Origin of the sequence: Polynucleobacter sp. Fuers-14 (assembly GCF_018882045.1) — a bacterium.
Lineage (GTDB): Bacteria > Pseudomonadota > Gammaproteobacteria > Burkholderiales > Burkholderiaceae > Polynucleobacter.
Genome location: NZ_JACVPG010000017.1, coordinates 1 through 16484, shown reverse-complemented (window position 1 = coordinate 16484; position 16484 = coordinate 1). Strand labels below are relative to the sequence as shown.

At 43.0% G+C, this 16484-nt stretch carries 15 protein-coding genes and 1 pseudogene; 8 read left to right on the top strand and 8 right to left on the bottom strand.

Going from position 1 to position 16484, the window contains the following annotated elements; translation table 11 throughout:
- Positions 1 to 171 precede the first annotated feature (171 nt).
- The 6 genes from ICN40_RS09610 to ICN40_RS09585 all read right to left on the bottom strand — a co-directional run bounded on the left by ICN40_RS09610 (position 172) and on the right by ICN40_RS09585 (position 5990).
- Positions 172 to 942 carry a TniQ family protein gene (locus ICN40_RS09610; RefSeq protein ID WP_216243693.1) on the bottom strand — a complete coding sequence of 257 codons (771 nt, stop codon included), beginning with the start codon at positions 940 to 942 and terminating at the stop codon, positions 172 to 174.
- Between the two features lie 8 nt (positions 943 to 950).
- A complete protein-coding gene (locus ICN40_RS09605) occupies positions 951 to 1937 on the bottom strand; it encodes a TniQ family protein (protein ID WP_216243692.1) in 987 nt (328 codons plus the stop codon).
- Positions 1909 to 2874 carry a TniB family NTP-binding protein gene (locus ICN40_RS09600; protein WP_216243690.1) on the bottom strand — a complete coding sequence of 322 codons (966 nt, stop codon included), beginning with the start codon at positions 2872 to 2874 and terminating at the stop codon, positions 1909 to 1911. The genes ICN40_RS09605 and ICN40_RS09600 overlap by 29 nt, the downstream gene beginning before the upstream one ends.
- A gap of 4 nt (positions 2875 to 2878) precedes the next feature.
- Entirely contained in the window at positions 2879 to 4846 is a 1968-nt protein-coding gene (locus tag ICN40_RS09595) for a DDE-type integrase/transposase/recombinase (protein WP_216243689.1), read from the bottom strand.
- Entirely contained in the window at positions 4770 to 5477 is a 708-nt protein-coding gene (locus ICN40_RS09590; RefSeq protein ID WP_216243687.1) for a hypothetical protein, read from the bottom strand. The genes ICN40_RS09595 and ICN40_RS09590 overlap by 77 nt, the downstream gene beginning before the upstream one ends.
- A gap of 288 nt (positions 5478 to 5765) precedes the next feature.
- Positions 5766 to 5990 (bottom strand): hypothetical protein, encoded by a 225-nt coding sequence (locus ICN40_RS09585; protein WP_216243685.1) that lies wholly within the window; start codon positions 5988 to 5990, stop codon positions 5766 to 5768.
- 48 nt (positions 5991 to 6038) lie between these two features.
- Between ICN40_RS09585 and ICN40_RS09580 the strand changes: the two genes are divergently transcribed.
- The 8 genes and pseudogenes from ICN40_RS09580 to ICN40_RS09545 all read left to right on the top strand — a co-directional run bounded on the left by ICN40_RS09580 (position 6039) and on the right by ICN40_RS09545 (position 15495).
- The gene (locus ICN40_RS09580; RefSeq protein WP_216243683.1) at positions 6039 to 7022 is read left to right on the top strand and encodes a hypothetical protein; all 984 of its coding nucleotides are present in this window, start codon (positions 6039 to 6041) and stop codon (positions 7020 to 7022) included.
- 153 nt (positions 7023 to 7175) lie between these two features.
- Positions 7176 to 8116, top strand: a pseudogene (locus tag ICN40_RS09575) (IS1595 family transposase).
- A gap of 12 nt (positions 8117 to 8128) precedes the next feature.
- Entirely contained in the window at positions 8129 to 10129 is a 2001-nt protein-coding gene (locus tag ICN40_RS09570; protein WP_216243681.1) for an N-6 DNA methylase, read from the top strand.
- Positions 10130 to 10263: 134 nt separating this feature from the next.
- A complete protein-coding gene (locus ICN40_RS09565; RefSeq protein WP_216243679.1) occupies positions 10264 to 11604 on the top strand; it encodes a restriction endonuclease subunit S in 1341 nt (446 codons plus the stop codon).
- Positions 11605 to 11610: 6 nt separating this feature from the next.
- Positions 11611 to 12243, top strand: coding sequence for a hypothetical protein (locus ICN40_RS09560; protein WP_216243677.1), 633 nt, complete (start codon positions 11611 to 11613; stop codon positions 12241 to 12243).
- A 427-nt stretch (positions 12244 to 12670) separates the two neighbouring features.
- On the top strand, positions 12671 to 12961 hold the full coding sequence (locus ICN40_RS09555; RefSeq protein WP_072582790.1) for a co-chaperone GroES: 291 nt from the start codon (positions 12671 to 12673) through the stop codon (positions 12959 to 12961).
- A gap of 28 nt (positions 12962 to 12989) precedes the next feature.
- On the top strand, positions 12990 to 14639 hold the full coding sequence (gene groL, locus ICN40_RS09550; RefSeq protein WP_215320974.1) for a chaperonin GroEL: 1650 nt from the start codon (positions 12990 to 12992) through the stop codon (positions 14637 to 14639).
- Positions 14640 to 14760: 121 nt separating this feature from the next.
- Positions 14761 to 15495, top strand: a complete 735-nt coding sequence (locus ICN40_RS09545) for a hypothetical protein (protein ID WP_216120347.1) — start codon at positions 14761 to 14763, stop codon at positions 15493 to 15495.
- Between the two features lie 13 nt (positions 15496 to 15508).
- Here the strand turns inward: ICN40_RS09545 and ICN40_RS09540 are convergent, their stop codons facing one another.
- Both ICN40_RS09540 and ICN40_RS09535 read right to left on the bottom strand, forming a co-directional pair.
- Complete coding sequence (locus tag ICN40_RS09540; protein WP_216243675.1) at positions 15509 to 16300, bottom strand: hypothetical protein; 792 nt, start codon at positions 16298 to 16300, stop codon at positions 15509 to 15511.
- 99 nt (positions 16301 to 16399) lie between these two features.
- The coding region (locus tag ICN40_RS09535; RefSeq protein WP_216243695.1) for an IS3 family transposase at positions 16400 to 16484 on the bottom strand (85 nt) is incomplete at its 5' end.

Below are 16484 nucleotides of genomic sequence, written 5' to 3'. Positions count from 1 at the left end.
GTTCAGTTTGGCTAAGGTGTTGATAGGTCATGGCTACTTTGACTTGCAGGTCTAGAAGCTTTGGATACTAAAACATCCTTAGCCTCCTTAACTAGTTGTTCAAAGTTGCACTTCGTAGTTGAATCCACCTTTTTAAACTAAGGTAAATTTTTTTAATACATATTGGGTTAGTCACGAAATTTCGTCTCTCCATAGTTTTGCCGTCCACTTAAAGCTGTGCCATGGAAAAATATTTTTCTTATGCAGACGTAAAAATTCTTTAGTTACATAAGTTTTTTTAAATCCATCAATATTAAAATATTCAAAATACAAGGCAGATAAAAAGGCTTTGCCATTTTGAATTAGCAGGTTATCTTCAGCATCAAGGGATCGTGAGCCACTAAAATCGTGATATGCCGGCTTTACCTTGGTGATCCATTCGCCGCAATTCGCGCACATTGCCAGAGTTCCAATGCCAGAGCGTTTGGGGCCACCTCTAAGCATATCTGTTGGTAGGGTGATGGATTGTTTGCAGTGGTTGCACTCATCTTCCAACAGGCATCCATGATCAGGGCAACTGCGCCAGACATTAAACCGCCATTCAACTCGAAAATACGGCACATCATCTTTTTTTAAGCAAACAGGGCAAAACCGATAGCGAGATTTTTTATCGCTAAACAGTAAAAAGTTTCTACCGCTGGGATCAATGGATATTAGCGATTTAAAGATGGTTCTCAGTCCTTTGAAGTCACTCATCGGCATTCCTGATTTTTTAGAGATGTGTTTTATCTTTTGCTTTCCAATTAGGCGATCCATATCTTCCGCTTTCGATATTTCTAGATACCTCAAGATAGTGGTCATGGATGCTCCTTGGCTCAGGGCTAGGCGAGTTATCCAGGAGCTCATGGATTCTGTAGCTATGAGCCTGGGGACGTTGTAAAGCGTTGAGAATTTTTCTTCCATGACGAGTCCTAATCAAATAATCTTCTTTGCGAGAGGTGCCCCTTGCCACTCCCGAAACGAGTTAATGGTTTGTAGTTAAAAATTTCCCTGAGTAGGTATAGGGCTATATCTTTATCTGTTGCAGTAAGGGATTTGGCCGCTAACCCCTCAAGGAATGGTCGATAAACCAAGGTCTGCAGCTCAGGGGATGCGGGATCATTAATGAATTGCTCTATACGTATAGAGGCTCTTTTGAAAATATCTCGCCAATAAGTGCTTGCGCAGCGTCCCCATGGAAAGCTAGAGGAAATAGCTTGGTGGGGCTGCTCGCAAATCCCAAAGGCTTTGATAATCCGCAATGCTCCATCGAGCGAAAGACTGTTAATCCAGGCTGGCGGCTTGAGATAGGTTCGCGAATCATCAAAGGTACTTTGAAACAGGGGTTTTAAAACCCATTGCGCCAGAGTGAGTTCCTGTGCAATGGGTTGCTCCATATCCTTTGGATCGCCAGATAGTATTCTTTTGCACTGGCAGACATCAATGGCTGGTCTATCCCAACCAATGGATTTCTTGCAATGCCCACATCGATCAATGAGATAGGTGCCATGCTCTATGCAAACGGGGATTGGCCCAAACTCCCAGCTTCTTGAGATATACCCTTTTTGATGAATGCAGCTTATACAGACCTGGGGGCTACGAAATCGATAGAGGTCCTTAAAAAGAAGTTGTTGGCCATAGACCATGATTCCGCCTTCCTGTGCGTTGCCAAAAGACTCCATCAATATCCGTTTGATCTGTTTATGCCCCATCCCGGTCAAATGGGATAAGGCGATCGCGTCTCGTGCATCAGGCAGGCGAGGCCCTTTAATGCCCAGCCCACCTTTGAGCCAGCGAAACGGCAGATGGTTGGCTCCCAGCCATCTCAATAGATAGCCCAAGCCTGACTCATCATCTAGGCATTCAATTTGAATTGGGGGTGGATTAAGCTCACTTTGTAAATGGATTGACACGGTCATTCCCTTCCCCGTAAATACGTTCATGGGCTAGATGAAAGGTCGATTGCGTAATAGCCTCAAGCTGGACATCAACTCCAATTAAGACGACCTCGGTAAGTAGGCGTTTTAAATTGCGTAAATTGCCACCGGTTGCCGCATGAATCAGCGCGCCATAGTTTTCTGTGAGGATGATGCTCAGATCAAACTGCTTGGATTCATTCACAAAGGCTTTGAGTAGTCCGTACCATTCGGGAGTGAGGGTGACATAGTCAGTTAGCTCAATACGGGTACTCACTCGAGAAGCTAGGTGGGCATCTAGATCCTCTAAATCATCCAATTCCTTGGTACCCATTAAAAAGAGTCCAACTCCTGTTTGATCCATTAAGTGATGCAGGCAATCGGTTACGTCGTTCTGTGAGCTTTTGGAGTAACGCCTCGATTTGGAGAATGCGAGGTGATGACTTTCATCAATGGCCAGAATTCTGGTTCCCTTTTGCGTAATGATGTCGCACAAGACTTGTGTCTTAATATCAATCGCTTTCACTGAGGTGGTTGCAAAGGGATAGTTGTAAGCGAGTAACAGATTGCGAACCAGCTGATGCCTGGTTGGAGAAGCATCTAAGCGAATAAAGACAATACCAAGACCTTGTTTAAAGAGAGTTGTTTTTGGCAGGGTTTTAGAGAAGTAATCTACGAGCGATGTTTTTCCTGACCCCGTGGGGCCAATAATCCGGATGCCTTGCGGCAGATCAAGTTCGCGGGCCAATTGGTAGATTCGATCTAAGGCTTGCATGCCTTGGATAAATCGCGGATGGTTGACGATGATGGGTTCAATGCTAGAGGCAATTTTTAAAGCATCTCTGGAGTACATAAAAATACGTCTTTGTAACTCACGTTTTTCATGCTCTTCGATATCAGTTTCTAGGGTATTAAGTAATGGTTTTTTCATGGTATTCATTTATTTAGTGAAGGGAAAAGCTCTCAAAATCAGGAATGGCAATCGGCATGATTTTGGTTTCGGGAACGATGAGGATTGGCTCGATTGGTCTATGTTCAACTTTGGTAACAATCTCGTTATCCGGTACCCAGATCTTTCCAGAAGAGAGTGCTTGAACTTGTACGGCCTTTTTGTAGTCCAATTTTTTATGGTCTTTGATCATGCGGCTATGCCATAGATCTTCTAGCTCTGAGCGTGCTCTATCAAGTTGCTCTTGACCTCGTATATTTTTGAGATGCTCTCTGGCATAGGCACGAATATTTCGATGTTGAACCCAAGACAATTGGTTGGTGTAGTGAGGGTTTCGTGATGGCACGGCAAGCCATTGGGAGTGGTCTAGTGGATGCTGTACATGAACCATGACTAGATCATCTGGATCCCACTTCACCAAAGTTTTAAATTTGGGCCCAACCTCCTTTTTCATGCGAAAAAGTTCTGGGCAAGAGTAGGAGAGTCCTGCCAATTCAATGCCGCCACTATTAACCATTAATACTTTGGACATGGCAGCAATCCGATCCAAAGTCTCTAAACTTCCGAGAAATTTAGGCGGCGGAATCTGATCTAAACTTTCACCAAAAAGATCAAATGAGCGAGAGAGCTTATGTTTGTTAATGTGAAAAGGATGGATATCAACTGCCCACTTAAGGATCGTCTCGCAAAAAACACTAAAGGGAATGCCAGCATCTTTTCTTGGATCTGGATAGCGGACATTGGCAATTGGCTTATGTACGCGACCAGAGGGCAGATGCAGGAAGTCGAGCTCACGAAATACTCGCTCTACAGCCGCTTTGCTCCAGGGCGTACGAACACGGCAGTATTCAAGAGTGGCCTGAAGCTCCCAGGCAACCTGACGAAATTGCGGCGAATGAAATTCCAAACCGTTATCAACAGCAAATTCTTCGGGAATGCCACATCCCAGCCAAGGGTTGGTGAGGTAGCTGGCATTATTGGTAAATAGCTCCTTAGGTTGTATGGCAACTTTTAATGCTTTTAGAGTTGAGCTCAGACCCGGGCCATCAAAGCTAATATGCAAACCGACGATGTAGCTGCTATAGCGATCAACTACGATAGTGAGCGTTGGTCTGCCTAGCGGTAAACCCGTTCGGTCGCAGATGACCACCCAGTTCAGAGTGGTGTGATCGATTTCATAACGCTGAAGAGCGCGGCACACAGGGTTCTCGCCAAAAGGGGTTCGATAGAGCGCCCTTGCATAAAGCTCGCCATATCTAGCTTTAGTGGCAAAAAAAGGTTCAACCTCTTTGGATCTTCTGCTGATAGTAGATGCGCTAACTTTGGATTCTTGCTCGGTAATTTTCCCTTGGTTTACGAGTTTTTTAAGCTCTATCCGAATGATTGACCCTACGTTTTCTAGAGAATTTCTCGCTCTAGTGAAGTAGTGGGTATGCAGGCATCTGTAAATCAGCTCATCAACTTGCGGGTGCAAAAGGCGGCTTTTAACCCGGTAAACATATCTCGAAACTAATGAGGCGGGATTGAGCCCACTTAATTCATAAAGTCGCATCCAGCGCATGACGGTATTAAATGACGGTGGCGCAGCATCCTTAATTTTTTCTGCAACCAATGGAATCTGCTCGGTAATTCGCTTTTTCTCACCACGGCCAATCTTTAGTCGTCGCATCCAAGAAACATATTCCATCTTCTTGCCCAAGTTGTCCTGATAGTGCATGGGTAGATCGGTTAAATTTGACGGTGGCTCGACCGATTCGGGCAATTTGGAGTCAAAGCCCTCCCTCAACACAAGAGCCTTGCCCTCCTGAACGTCATGAACGGCTTGGGCAATCGTTAAGGTTTTGGTATGCCTGGTGAGCTGGTCTTCAAACTGAACTTGGTCTTTATCAAGTTGTCTGAGGAACTGGTAGATCCGATCCCCATAACGCAGTGTTAAACCAGTGTGAAAAGAAATTAATGCCATGAGTGACTCCTAAAGTGGGTATGGTGATCAATAGATCGGAGGTAGGGGTAATTGCTGCAATGAATATTTGCCGCGTAGCAATGAGATGCAAAAGGTCTTCTTTGGCGCATTGCGCCTGAGTTGCCAACTCGCCAATAGAAATGGATGTTTGGCTAACTTCGGCCAATGCCTGTAAAACAGCCTTTTTAAGTTCTGCTGTTACCTGCCAATTGACATACCGAAGAATTTCCTTGACGTGCTTTTCTTTATCAAGACAGTAAAGCTGCGTTTCGTCGGCCGTCATAAATGAAAACCCACGAGAGCTCAAGCGTTCATTAATTTGGTTAAAACGCTTTTCGAGCTTGGCAATGCGCCTGAGAATCTTGACTTCAACAACCAAAAAAGACCCATCGTCTAATTCGATTAAATAGTCAGGGGTGTAGTGCCTGTTCTTTTTTGGGTCTAGATTGACTCGAAATGGCTGGGCAACAATCCGCGAAACCCCAGGGCAAAGCAGACACTGCTGCACAAGCGCTCGCTCGAGCTGAGATTCGTAAACAACAGGCTGAGGCTGAAAATGCTGGCAATTAATCAGCCCCACGGATTTATGGGGCGAACGCGTAATTACCTGACGCGTTGAATTAACGATCATTGGATTTCTCCTAAGAAATTGGGTAAAGCACGGCTAGACCGCTTGATTTACCTAAAATTTAGGCAAAGCAATTCCATCTATTGACATCACTTTTTTCTTTGGAGATAATTCAATTAGCGTATTAAAAATCTCATGAAAGTGGGAGGCAAAAGCCGTGCTACTGACAGAAGTGGTACGGTTTTTTGTTTTTTACATATGAATTTCCTTTTCTGGGTCAATCAACTCGTTTTTCTTTAAGAATCAAGCCACTCTTTGTGGATTGCAATAATCATCGATTGAAATTGCTCATTATTTTGGGCTTAGCTTATTAATCCAATTGGCTACATCACTTGTTTTGGCATACCTTCCTTTGCGACCCGGTAAGTTAAATATGTCGATTTCAACGATGCCGCCTCTTACCGCCTTTGCAAATCCTGCCCAAGATTTATAGCCAAGGGCTTGATGCAAGTTCTTCCCCGTCATTAGCGGACCATGCTGCTCAAGCAGTCGCTCCAAAAGATCGTCAGATTTCATCTAGTTGCCTAAATTGCTATATAAGAATTGAATGTTGCAATTAATAGCATGAAATATTGGTATTGCATAGTTGCTATAAAATGCACAATTTCACAATACCAATTAAAAACACTTAAGATGAAAGCTAAATCAAATTTAAGAATATCCAAAGCTGGCAGAAAAAAGGTCCCACAGATTGATCGTTTTAAGGCTCAGGTTTGGTATTGGGTAGTTAAGCACCATAGCAAGCTCACTGATTACAAATTGGATATGCTATTTGGACAGGCTAATGGTCCAATGAAATCAGGAGGTGAATCTCGAACACGTGTTTTTGGGGCAATTAAAAACAAGGGGGTGATACCAACACGCGGTGACAATTCAAAAAGAAAATTTGATTTAATTAAAAGAGTTGCCGAGGTATATCCCCAAACTATTGAGTGCTTTGATTCATTAATTTGGCAGTTATTTGATCTTGAGCCTTATGATTTGGAGGCTACCAACCAGTTTTTAATGAAATGCTTTAAGAAGTTTGAAGTAGCCTTGCTTAAAGGCAAGCCAGCAGGTGTTTGGGGGCAATATGCTCACCATCAGCAAGAATCTGGGTTCGAGGATTACTTCTGGAATAGGCGGAATATGAGCACCTTTGAAATGTCTTTGATTAATACTATGGATTCAATCCCCAAAGACTTAGATGCCTTGGCTTTAATTGGGGCGTTATATCGAAAATACCATTTGGAATTTAATCATCCCAGGGTGGAGAAAATAAAGAATATTTTTAACAGACAGTTAGACGATGTCTTGGAATTACCAGAAATGGAAGTGTGCAGCGCAACTTTTCACGCGTTGGCAGTGATGATCATTCTTTGCGGTCGTAAGGGGTCATTTCCCACTCGAAAGGACCGATCTCGTTATGGTGATGAAGAGTTAGCACAACTTCATTCATCTGAGGGTCTTTTGGTATGCAATAAGAATCCCACTTATCGTTTTTATAGAAAAAATCAAAAGGACGTTGCTGTAAAAATGGCAAAAAAATGGGATTTTTCTCACGAATGATTTATGAAAATTGTCTTTTCAATTGAACTAAAACTTGAAGAGATGGACCAGCCTGTCAACATATCGTCGAAACTTACTTTTGAGAATTATATACTTGACTTGCATAACACAATCCCTAAAATATCCACAATATCAACATAAAGGGGGCAAAAAATGTGCAAAGTTACAGCATCTGCATTTGAGTTCATTAAAAAGTTCCCTACGGCTGAGTCGGTAAGGTTATATCTTGAGAAGCAAAGATGGAATAACAAGCCGATATGCCCAAAATGTGGGCATATGGATAATCAGCATAAGCAAGTGAGAGACAATACGGCTGGTTATTATCGGTGTCATCATTGCCGCTCGGTGTATACGGTCAGGACTGGCACTATTTTTGAAAGAAGCCATGTGCCATTAGATAAATGGTTATTTGCTATTTACTTGGTTGTAACCAATCGTAAAGGTGTTTCATCGGTTCAATTATCGAAGGAAATCGGTGTTACCCAAAAAACGGCATGGTTTATGTTGCAACGCATCCGTGAAGCGTGTAATGACAACGACAACGATAATGACCCAAGCAATTTCTTGAAAGACATTTTTGAGGCAGACGAGATATATATTGGTGGCAAAGAAACCAACAAGCACGAGCATAAGAAGTTAAAAGCTGGTCGTGGTGCAGTCGTCGGCAAGGTAGCTGTGTTAGGCGTTGGTGAGCGCAATGGTCGTGTACGTGCAAAGGTCGTTTCTAATACGACGCAAGACACGATTCATAATTTCTTGAACACCAATATTCATCCGACAGCGGCATTATGTACGGACGAGCATCGGTCATATAACAGCGTTAAATTCAATCATTTGGTGGTCAACATTCAGCCAAGCAGTTTGTAGATGGGATGGCTCATGCTAATGAGGTTGAATCGGTTTGGGCGGTATTGAAGCGTGGATTTTGCGGCGTGTATCACTCGTTTAGTGCGAGGCACTTGCAGAGATATGTCAATGGGTTTGCGTATCGGTTGAATGAGGACAATGTGCGGGTGCATACTTTTGACCGCATTGATGCCTTGCTAAATAAAGAATGGCATAAGCGCATTACTTATGCAGAATTGATTGGATAAAAAGAGAGATAAATGACTACCCACCTAATACAGTTACTTAAAGACAGTAATTACAAATTAACGCAGTTCAAGCAACAGCAAATTGATGCTTTAGAAAAGCGTATAACCATTAACGAGGCAGGCAAAAAACAAGCCCCCTACGTTGAATGCTTAATTCGCAATAAGCCCATCAAATTAACCCCTGAAGAAGCCGTCAGGCAGCTTTATTTGATGGTACTAATTGATGATTTAGGCTATCCCGCCACACGCATTGAATTGGAGTACGGCGTTGTTTTTGGGCGTGAGAAAAAACGTGCTGATATTTGCGTGTTTGACAAAGACAAAACTACGACACCCTACATTTTGGTGGAGCTTAAAAAGCCCAAACTCAAAGATGGTAAGGAGCAACTCAAAAGTTACTGTAATGCCACGGGCGCACCTATGGGCGTATGGTCAAACGGTGAGCAAATCTCGTTTTACCACCGCAAAGACCCAAACTACTTTGAAGACATCCCAACTATTCCATCAGCGCTTGAAAAACTGTCCGACATACTTTCTGAGCGCTGGACGATTGACGACCTCGTTAAAAAAGACAAACTCGTTAATGAGAAAAAATCTCTGAAAGACCTCATTCTAGAAATGGAAGATGAGGTTCTGTCAAACGCAGGTGTTGATGTTTTTGAAGAACTCTTCAAACTGATTTTCACCAAGTTGTTTGATGAGATGGAAAGCGGGCGCGATAAAAAACGCCACCTTGTTTTTAAGAACTACGGCGACACTGAGACCGAACTCAAAACCAAAATTCAAGACCTGTTCGATAAAGCCCGCAACAAGTGGGAGGGCGTATTCCCAGAAGGTTCAAAGATTGACCTTACGCCAAGTCATTTGGCAGTTTGCGTGTCTTCTTTGGAGGGCGTCAAACTCTTTAACTCAAACCTAGACGTGGTGGACGAGGCTTTTGAATACCTGATCAACAAATCAAGCAAAGGCGAGAAAGGGCAATACTTCACGCCGCGCCATGTGATTGATATGTGTGTGAAGATGCTAAATCCACAAGAGCATGAAACCCTGATTGACACCGCAGCGGGTTCATGCGGCTTTCCTGTCCATGGAATTTTCCATGTTTGGGAGCAAATTATGAAAGATGAGGGTTTGAGCAAGAGTCACTTGTTCACTACTGAGAAAAAACCAGCGCGGTGTGAGACCTATGTTCAAGAAAAGGTCTTTGCAATTGACTTTGATGAAAAGGCTGTTCGCGTGGGACGCACACTTAATCTAATCGCTGGTGATGGTCAAACTAACGTGTTGCATTTAAATACCTTGGACTATGAACGTTGGGACGAAAAAACCAAAGATGAAGCATGGACAGATGTTTATGGTGAAGGCTGGAAAAAACTGCGCAAACTTCGCCAACCCAAAGACCAAAATCGTGATTTCGGTTTCGATGTACTAATGGCAAACCCGCCCTTTGCTGGCGATATCAAGGAAACTCGTATACTTGCTAAATACGACCTAGCCAAAAAACCAAATGGCAAATATCAAACCGCTGTGGGGCGTGATATTTTATTTATCGAACGCAATTTGTCCTTCCTTAAACCTGGGGGGCGCATGGCGGTAGTGTTGCCTCAAGGTAGGTTTAACAATTCCAGCGATAAAGACATACGCGAATATCTGGCAGACAAATGCCGCTTGCTGGCAGTTATTGGGTTGCATGGCAATGTATTCAAACCGCATACAGGCACAAAAACCAGCGTGCTTTTCGTTCAAAAGTGGAATGACGACCCAAAAGCAGGCGTACTTTGCCCCCGTTTAGATGACTACCCAATTTTCTTTGCCACCATGTGCGAGCCTAGCAAAGACAACAGCGGTGACAAGATTTATGTGATGGGCAAAGATGGGCAGCCCGTATTAGACGCGCACGACCATCTGATTGTGAAGCATGACCTATTTAACCATGACGGTAAAACGCAAGACGGCATAGCCGAAGCCTTCCAAGAGTTTGCCAAAAAAGAGCGCTTAAGTTTTTTTCTCTAAGCCCTTTCAATGAAGCCCGTTATGGGGCGTTGTTGGAGGGGCTGGAGGCAAGTGAGATTCTGTTGAGTGATGTGTCTCTGAGGAATCAATCATTTCGAATTGATAGCTCATACTTCATTAAGTGGTCATTATTAATGGATAAGAAGCTAAAAGAAATCCCGCATTTTTTTCTTCAAAATAAAGAAGTCGTCAGCGGTCCATTTGGCTCAACATTAAAAAGTCATTCATACCTTACAAAGGGTGTGCCTTTTGTACGCGTACAAAACATTAAGGGTGGCTTTGAAATTCAAAAAAATGAAATTGTTTATATTTCAGAGGAAAACAACAGTTTACTGAAAAATAGTCAGCTATTTATTGATGACTTAGTCCTTTCAAAGGTTGGGAACACAATTGGATACTACGCTCGAGTTGATGAAGAATTACAGATGTGTAATATTAGCGAAAACAACATTGGGATTAAACTTTCGGCATATGAAGTAGCCAAACGCCACTATATTTTGGTTTTTCTGAATTCTGTGTATGGCAACGCATTAACACTTCGAAAAATTAGTGGAAATGCCCAGCCCAAACTCAACGTATCGGACATAACTGAAATACCAATTCCGTTAAAAAATGAAAGTTTTGAAAAAAAGGTCAGTGACCTTGTGTTGATATCGCGCGAACTAAAACATCAATTAACAGCAATTTTTGCCTCCACTGAAACCTTGCTCCTCGAAACCCTCGGCTTAACCAATTTCACACCCAGCAGTGAGGCTGTGAATATCAAGTCATTCAGAGACTCATTTACTTGCACTGGGCGGCTAGATGCGGAGTATTACCTGCCGAAATATGAACAAATGGTAGCGCATATTGCGACGCAGCCGCATGCCAAATTGGGTGTGTTGGTTAACATTCAGAAATCTATTGAACCTGGCTCTGACGCATATAGTGAAGATGCGGAGGGTTTGCCTTTTTTACGCGTAGCTGACTACAGCAAACAAGGGCTGACAACGCCGCAAGTGCGATTGAGTGATGCTTTTTTAAGTGAAAATCTCGATAAGCTAGATGCACTCAAACCCAAGCACGACACTATTTTGTTTTCCAAAGATGGAAGTGTAGGCGAAGCCTATCGTCTGCGGGAAGATGCTGATTTCATTACGTCAGGCGCGATTCTCCATCTGACTGTGAAAGACAAAACACGAGTGCTGCCTGATTATTTAACCTTGGTTTTGAACTCAATTGTCGTGAAGCAACAAGCCGAACGCGATGCGGGCGGTTCTATTATTCTTCATTGGCGGAAAGAGGAGATTGAAAACGTTTTAGTGCCTATCCTTGATATGTCGATTCAACAGAAAATTGCCTCACAGATTCAGGAAAGTTTCAAACTCAAAGCCGAGAGCGAACGCCTGCTAGAAGTGGCAAAGCGTGCCGTAGAAATTGCCATTGAACAAGATGAGCAAGCGGGCATGAATTACATAGAACAACAAACCAAATGAACCACCATGCCAAACAATAGCAAAGACTACAAAAAAGAATGGTTTGATAAAGCGGAGGTGGACTACTTTTCGCCATTCGTCAATCTATGGCTTGCGTGTAATTCTTGGTACAACTTTCATTATGGCGAGAAGACAGATAGAGACAACATCAACAAGTTGAAAACAGAGTTTACTGGTAGCAACAAAGTCTACCAAAAATTCAAGAACGTTTACGCCATGGGAAATAGTAAAGATGAAAAAACGTTTCTATCGCTGATTGAATTACTCCACTTCTCATTAGTCAAAGCACAAATAAAAAATGAAAAATTTTTGCATGGAAAATATTTAGCGTTCGAGCATCTTTTGGTCGATTTTTCTAAAAAGGGTGAAGCGACTGGATATTTTGACGCCGTATTGAAAAATGCTTTAACAAAAACGGGAAAACTTAAAAGTGGCGTAGATGGCTTGATACTTAATAACACATTAGTTTTGACCAACGACCATCAAATTATTTTCGCTGGACTTATCGAAATTTTGTATCAAGTGCGTTGCACGCTGGTGCATGGTGATCTAGCGCCGAGCAAAGAAAATCACGAGGTAGTGAAGTATTGCTACTTAGTTTTATACGAACTACTCAAAGATTTTTGTGAGTCTTCGTAGTTAGTTTGTTGAGTAATTGCTGAATTCAAAATCTCACTTATCAGTAAGCAAGTTAAGTGAGTAGTTCCCTAAAAATAAATAAGAATAGATTCACGAAAATTTGACTCAAATGCAATTCAATTGAATGATTTAAGAAAGCTGGGCTGATTATTGCAATAAATTCAAATGGTTACAAAATCTTAAGAGTTTCAAGTTAAGTGACGAAACTTCCAAGATAGTTGAATATCGTCAAAATCCTTAAAGAATTTATGGTGATCAGCCCTTGAAATCCAGAGAATCAGACCTATATAATCAGCACTCCCTACATGCGAGTGCTAAAGAGGTGATTTATATCTAAATAACCCTTGGCGTCCGTGTGAAGAGATTATAAAGCATTGATTTATATAGTTTATTTAAATAGTTAACACTTACTAACATAGGAGAAGAGATGAATTTGCGTCCCTTACATGATCGCGTAATCATCAAGCGTTTAGATCAAGAATCAAAAACTGCTTCCGGAATCATCATTCCTGACGCTGCTGCAGAAAAACCTGATCAAGGTGAAGTATTGGCAGTAGGCCCGGGTAAACGTGATGACAGCGGCAAATTAAACGCACCTGACGTCAAAGTTGGCGATCGCGTGTTGTTTGGCAAATATGCAGGTCAAACAGTAAAAGTTGACAGCGAAGAACTCATCGTGATGCGTGAAGACGACATCATGGCTGTTGTACAGAAGTAATTTCGGTATTTAAGAGAGGAATTTAATCATGGCAGCAAAAGACGTTGTATTTGGAGATAACGCCCGCACCAAGATGGTCGAAGGCGTCAATATTCTTGCTAATGCAGTGAAAACAACCTTGGGGCCAAAAGGTCGCAACGTGGTGATTGAGCGTTCATTCGGTGGACCAACAATTACTAAAGACGGTGTATCCGTAGCAAAAGAAATCGAACTCAAAGACAAGCTCCAGAACATGGGTGCGCAGATGGTTAAGGAAGTTGCTTCCAAAACTGCTGACATCGCTGGTGATGGTACAACCACCGCTACTGTATTGGCGCAGTCTATCGTTCGCGAAGGTATGAAGTATGTTGTTTCAGGCCATAACCCAATGGACTTGAAGCGCGGTATTGATAAAGCTGTTGCAGCTGCTATCCAAGAACTCGCAAAAATCAGCAAGCCTTGCACCACTACTAAAGAAATCGCTCAAGTAGGTTCTATTTCTGCAAACAGCGACCACAGTATTGGTCAGCGCATTGCAGAAGCAATGGAAAAAGTAGGTAAAGAAGGCGTTATCACTGTTGAAGATGGCAAGTCATTAGAAGACGAGCTTGAAGTAGTTGAAGGTATGCAGTTTGACCGCGGTTACCTCTCTCCATACTTCATCAATCAACCAGAAAAACAAGTTGCCGTATTGGAAAGCCCATACGTACTCTTGTTTGACAAGAAGATTGCCAACATCCGTGATTTGCTCCCAGTACTTGAGCAAGTAGCAAAGTCTGGCCGTCCATTGTTGATCATTGCAGAAGATGTTGAAGGCGAAGCCTTGGCAACTTTAGTGGTGAATAACATCCGCGGCATCATTAAGACCTGCGCTGTTAAGGCTCCTGGTTTCGGTGACCGTCGTAAAGCTATGTTGGAAGACATCGCGATTTTGACTGGCGGCACAGTAATTGCTGAAGAAATCGGCCTCACACTCGAGAAAACAACGCTTGAGCACTTAGGTCAAGCAAAGCGTATCGAAGTGGGCAAAGAAAACACCATCATCATTGACGGTGCAGGCGATGCTAAAGCAATCGAAGCTCGTGTGAAGAACATTCGTGTTCAGATCGAAGAAGCTACTAGCGACTACGACAAAGAAAAATTGCAAGAGCGTGTAGCCAAGTTGGCTGGCGGTGTTGCTGTGATTCGTGTTGGTGCTGCTACTGAAGTAGAGATGAAAGAGAAGAAGGCTCGTGTTGACGACGCATTGCACGCAACCCGTGCAGCTGTTGAAGAAGGCATTGTTCCTGGCGGTGGCGTAGCATTGATTCGTGCAATGCAAGGTATCAAAGGCTTGAAAGGCGATAACGCCGATCAAGACGCTGGTATCAGCATCGTATTGCGCGCTATGCAAGAGCCATTGCGTACGATCGTTAGCAACGCTGGTGAAGATGCTGGTGTGGTTGTTAATGCAGTACAAGCAAGTACAGGCAATAACGGCTACAACGCTGCTACTGGTGAATACGGCGACCTCGTTGCACAAGGTGTTATCGACCCAACTAAGGTAACAAAAACTGCATTGGTAAATGCTGCTTCTGTTGCTGGCCTGTTGTTGACAACCGATTGCGCGATCTCTGAAGCACCAAAAGATGAATCTGCTGGTGGTATGCCTGATATGGGCGGCATGGGTGGTATGGGTGGAATGGGCGGCATGATGTAATAGCCGTTACTTTCCTCAGCCATCTGGCTGTAGAAATAAGAGCGCCTGGTTCAAAAGACCAGGCGCTTTTTATTTATAGGAGTAAGCTGTACCCAACATTACCACTGGAACGGGCGTCAAGATGACTGGTCGCAATCAAGCAACTCTCCTCATTTCAGCGGGTTTACTCTTACTGAGCTCCACTCTTCTTTGCGGGACTTCACTCGCTCAATCAGCTGACTCTCAGCCAGTATTTCAGAAAAGCGTCTCAAATCTACGTAATCAGCGTTATTGCGAAGTTCTGGTAGGCAAGCGAGCTTGGCTCAATTTGGAAGTAAAGGTATTTAATACGCAAGGGCTTAATCTTTGCCCTGAAGCCCAGTGGAAGACTTTGACCAAGGAATCTATTGAGAAGTCTTTTGATGCCTCATTTGTTTTGTTAAATGGTCCTCGCTATTGGACTATGGATGAAATACAAGCGGCAGGAACTACTGTCAATGATGTAAAAGAATCTTTTGGTGGCATCGAGATGAATTTGCGAGCAACTGTGCAAGTGAGTTTGCTTAAGCAATTGATGGGTAGTAAGCAGTACAGCCCAAATGAAGTTACCCGCACTACCAATTTTGTATATAGAGCCGGTAGTGCTGTATACGAGCTTACCTCTCCCGCAGGAGAGGTTTATGTTATGCAGTCGTACTCACAGATTGTGAATCCTGCACTCAGTATGAAAGATCTACCGGTACTGAGTGAGCAGTTGAAATTACCCGCTGGTTGGACTTACCGAAGCCGCGTACTCGATCAAGACCTTTCTTTGGTAGTCAATGGCATTGCCTATGTACTGCAGGACAATTTACTCAATAGCTACCAGAGAAGATAGTTTGCACGACAGCTTATTCCATTAGAGTTTGAGCTCTCAATAAGTCTGCGTTAAAGGAGTCGTACGGAAATAATTCGTTCGGGAACTCTAATGCGAAGATCACATAGAGAGCGAAGCCCATCAGTCCAAGGTAGATAAAAGTTAAAAACCAATCTTCTTCATTCTTGACTGCCATAGCATAGCCGCTTAAGAGTGCGCTAATAGATAGTAGGGCAAATAAGAAGCGCTCAAGAATTACAGGGGGGTGATGTCTTGCATTCAACATTCCATCCCTCAAGACTACCGTGAGATTATCGGCTTGGGGTCTCAAGATCTTGTCTGCCAATTCCCTGTTGCCAATGGGCGCGCGAGGAATACTCAGCATCATTAATTCATTAAACTCATTTAACTTATTGCCTAGGCGAGTGATGTTTTCATTCAAGTCGTCGAATGTATTAACCTCTTTGTACAAAGCAAGACGATCTGCAAGAATTACTTTAAGAGAGTTGCGCACTTCAATCTGATCTTTTGGGCTAAGGTACTTGCTCGATTGGTAGACTTGGCTAATGGCATCTGCTTGTGCGCGTATGAGGCTAATGCGCTTATCAAAATGCTCATTTGCACCCGAGAATGTAAAACCGAGAACCAGTGCCGATAATCCAAAGATGGAAGCTGCTAAAGAATCTCGAACAATTACCTTATCCGTGCGAAGCAGGCGGTATCTCCCAAACATCCAGCCTATCAATAAGAATGCCAGGATAGAGACAAAAAATATTAAAGGCGCATATTTAACAAAATTGAGATGATTCCCAATGAAATTTGGCATGGCAAATTCTCGTAATGTGGTACAGCTAAGTTAAGGAGTTTGCTTAGTGTAATAAAAAACCGCCCGAATGAACTGACCCCCAAAAGTTGGACAGTTTAGTTAGGTTAGCACGAGGGATTGAGTTCGGTAATTTACCGGGCTTAATCCCTTTAGTTTTTGTTTGATCCGATCATGGTTGTAATAG

Excerpts from the sequence above, each read along its gene's own strand:
- ICN40_RS09585 (WP_216243685.1), bottom strand. The coding sequence starts at position 5,990 with ATGAAATCTGACGATCTTTTGGAGCGACTGCTTGAGCAGCATGGTCCG.
- ICN40_RS09590 (WP_216243687.1), bottom strand. The coding sequence starts at position 5,477 with ATGATCGTTAATTCAACGCGTCAGGTAATTACGCGTTCGCCCCATAAA.
- ICN40_RS09610 (WP_216243693.1), bottom strand. The coding sequence starts at position 942 with ATGGAAGAAAAATTCTCAACGCTTTACAACGTCCCCAGGCTCATAGCT.
- groL (WP_215320974.1), top strand. The coding sequence starts at position 12,990 with ATGGCAGCAAAAGACGTTGTATTTGGAGATAACGCCCGCACCAAGATG.
- ICN40_RS09555 (WP_072582790.1), top strand. The coding sequence starts at position 12,671 with ATGAATTTGCGTCCCTTACATGATCGCGTAATCATCAAGCGTTTAGAT.
- ICN40_RS09545 (WP_216120347.1), top strand. The coding sequence starts at position 14,761 with ATGACTGGTCGCAATCAAGCAACTCTCCTCATTTCAGCGGGTTTACTC.
- ICN40_RS09565 (WP_216243679.1), top strand. The coding sequence starts at position 10,264 with ATGGATAAGAAGCTAAAAGAAATCCCGCATTTTTTTCTTCAAAATAAA.
- ICN40_RS09560 (WP_216243677.1), top strand. The coding sequence starts at position 11,611 with ATGCCAAACAATAGCAAAGACTACAAAAAAGAATGGTTTGATAAAGCG.
- ICN40_RS09600 (WP_216243690.1), bottom strand. The coding sequence starts at position 2,874 with ATGAATACCATGAAAAAACCATTACTTAATACCCTAGAAACTGATATC.
- ICN40_RS09540 (WP_216243675.1), bottom strand. The coding sequence starts at position 16,300 with ATGCCAAATTTCATTGGGAATCATCTCAATTTTGTTAAATATGCGCCT.
- ICN40_RS09580 (WP_216243683.1), top strand. The coding sequence starts at position 6,039 with ATGAAATATTGGTATTGCATAGTTGCTATAAAATGCACAATTTCACAA.
- ICN40_RS09595 (WP_216243689.1), bottom strand. The coding sequence starts at position 4,846 with ATGGCATTAATTTCTTTTCACACTGGTTTAACACTGCGTTATGGGGAT.
- ICN40_RS09605 (WP_216243692.1), bottom strand. The coding sequence starts at position 1,937 with ATGACCGTGTCAATCCATTTACAAAGTGAGCTTAATCCACCCCCAATT.
- ICN40_RS09570 (WP_216243681.1), top strand. The coding sequence starts at position 8,129 with ATGACTACCCACCTAATACAGTTACTTAAAGACAGTAATTACAAATTA.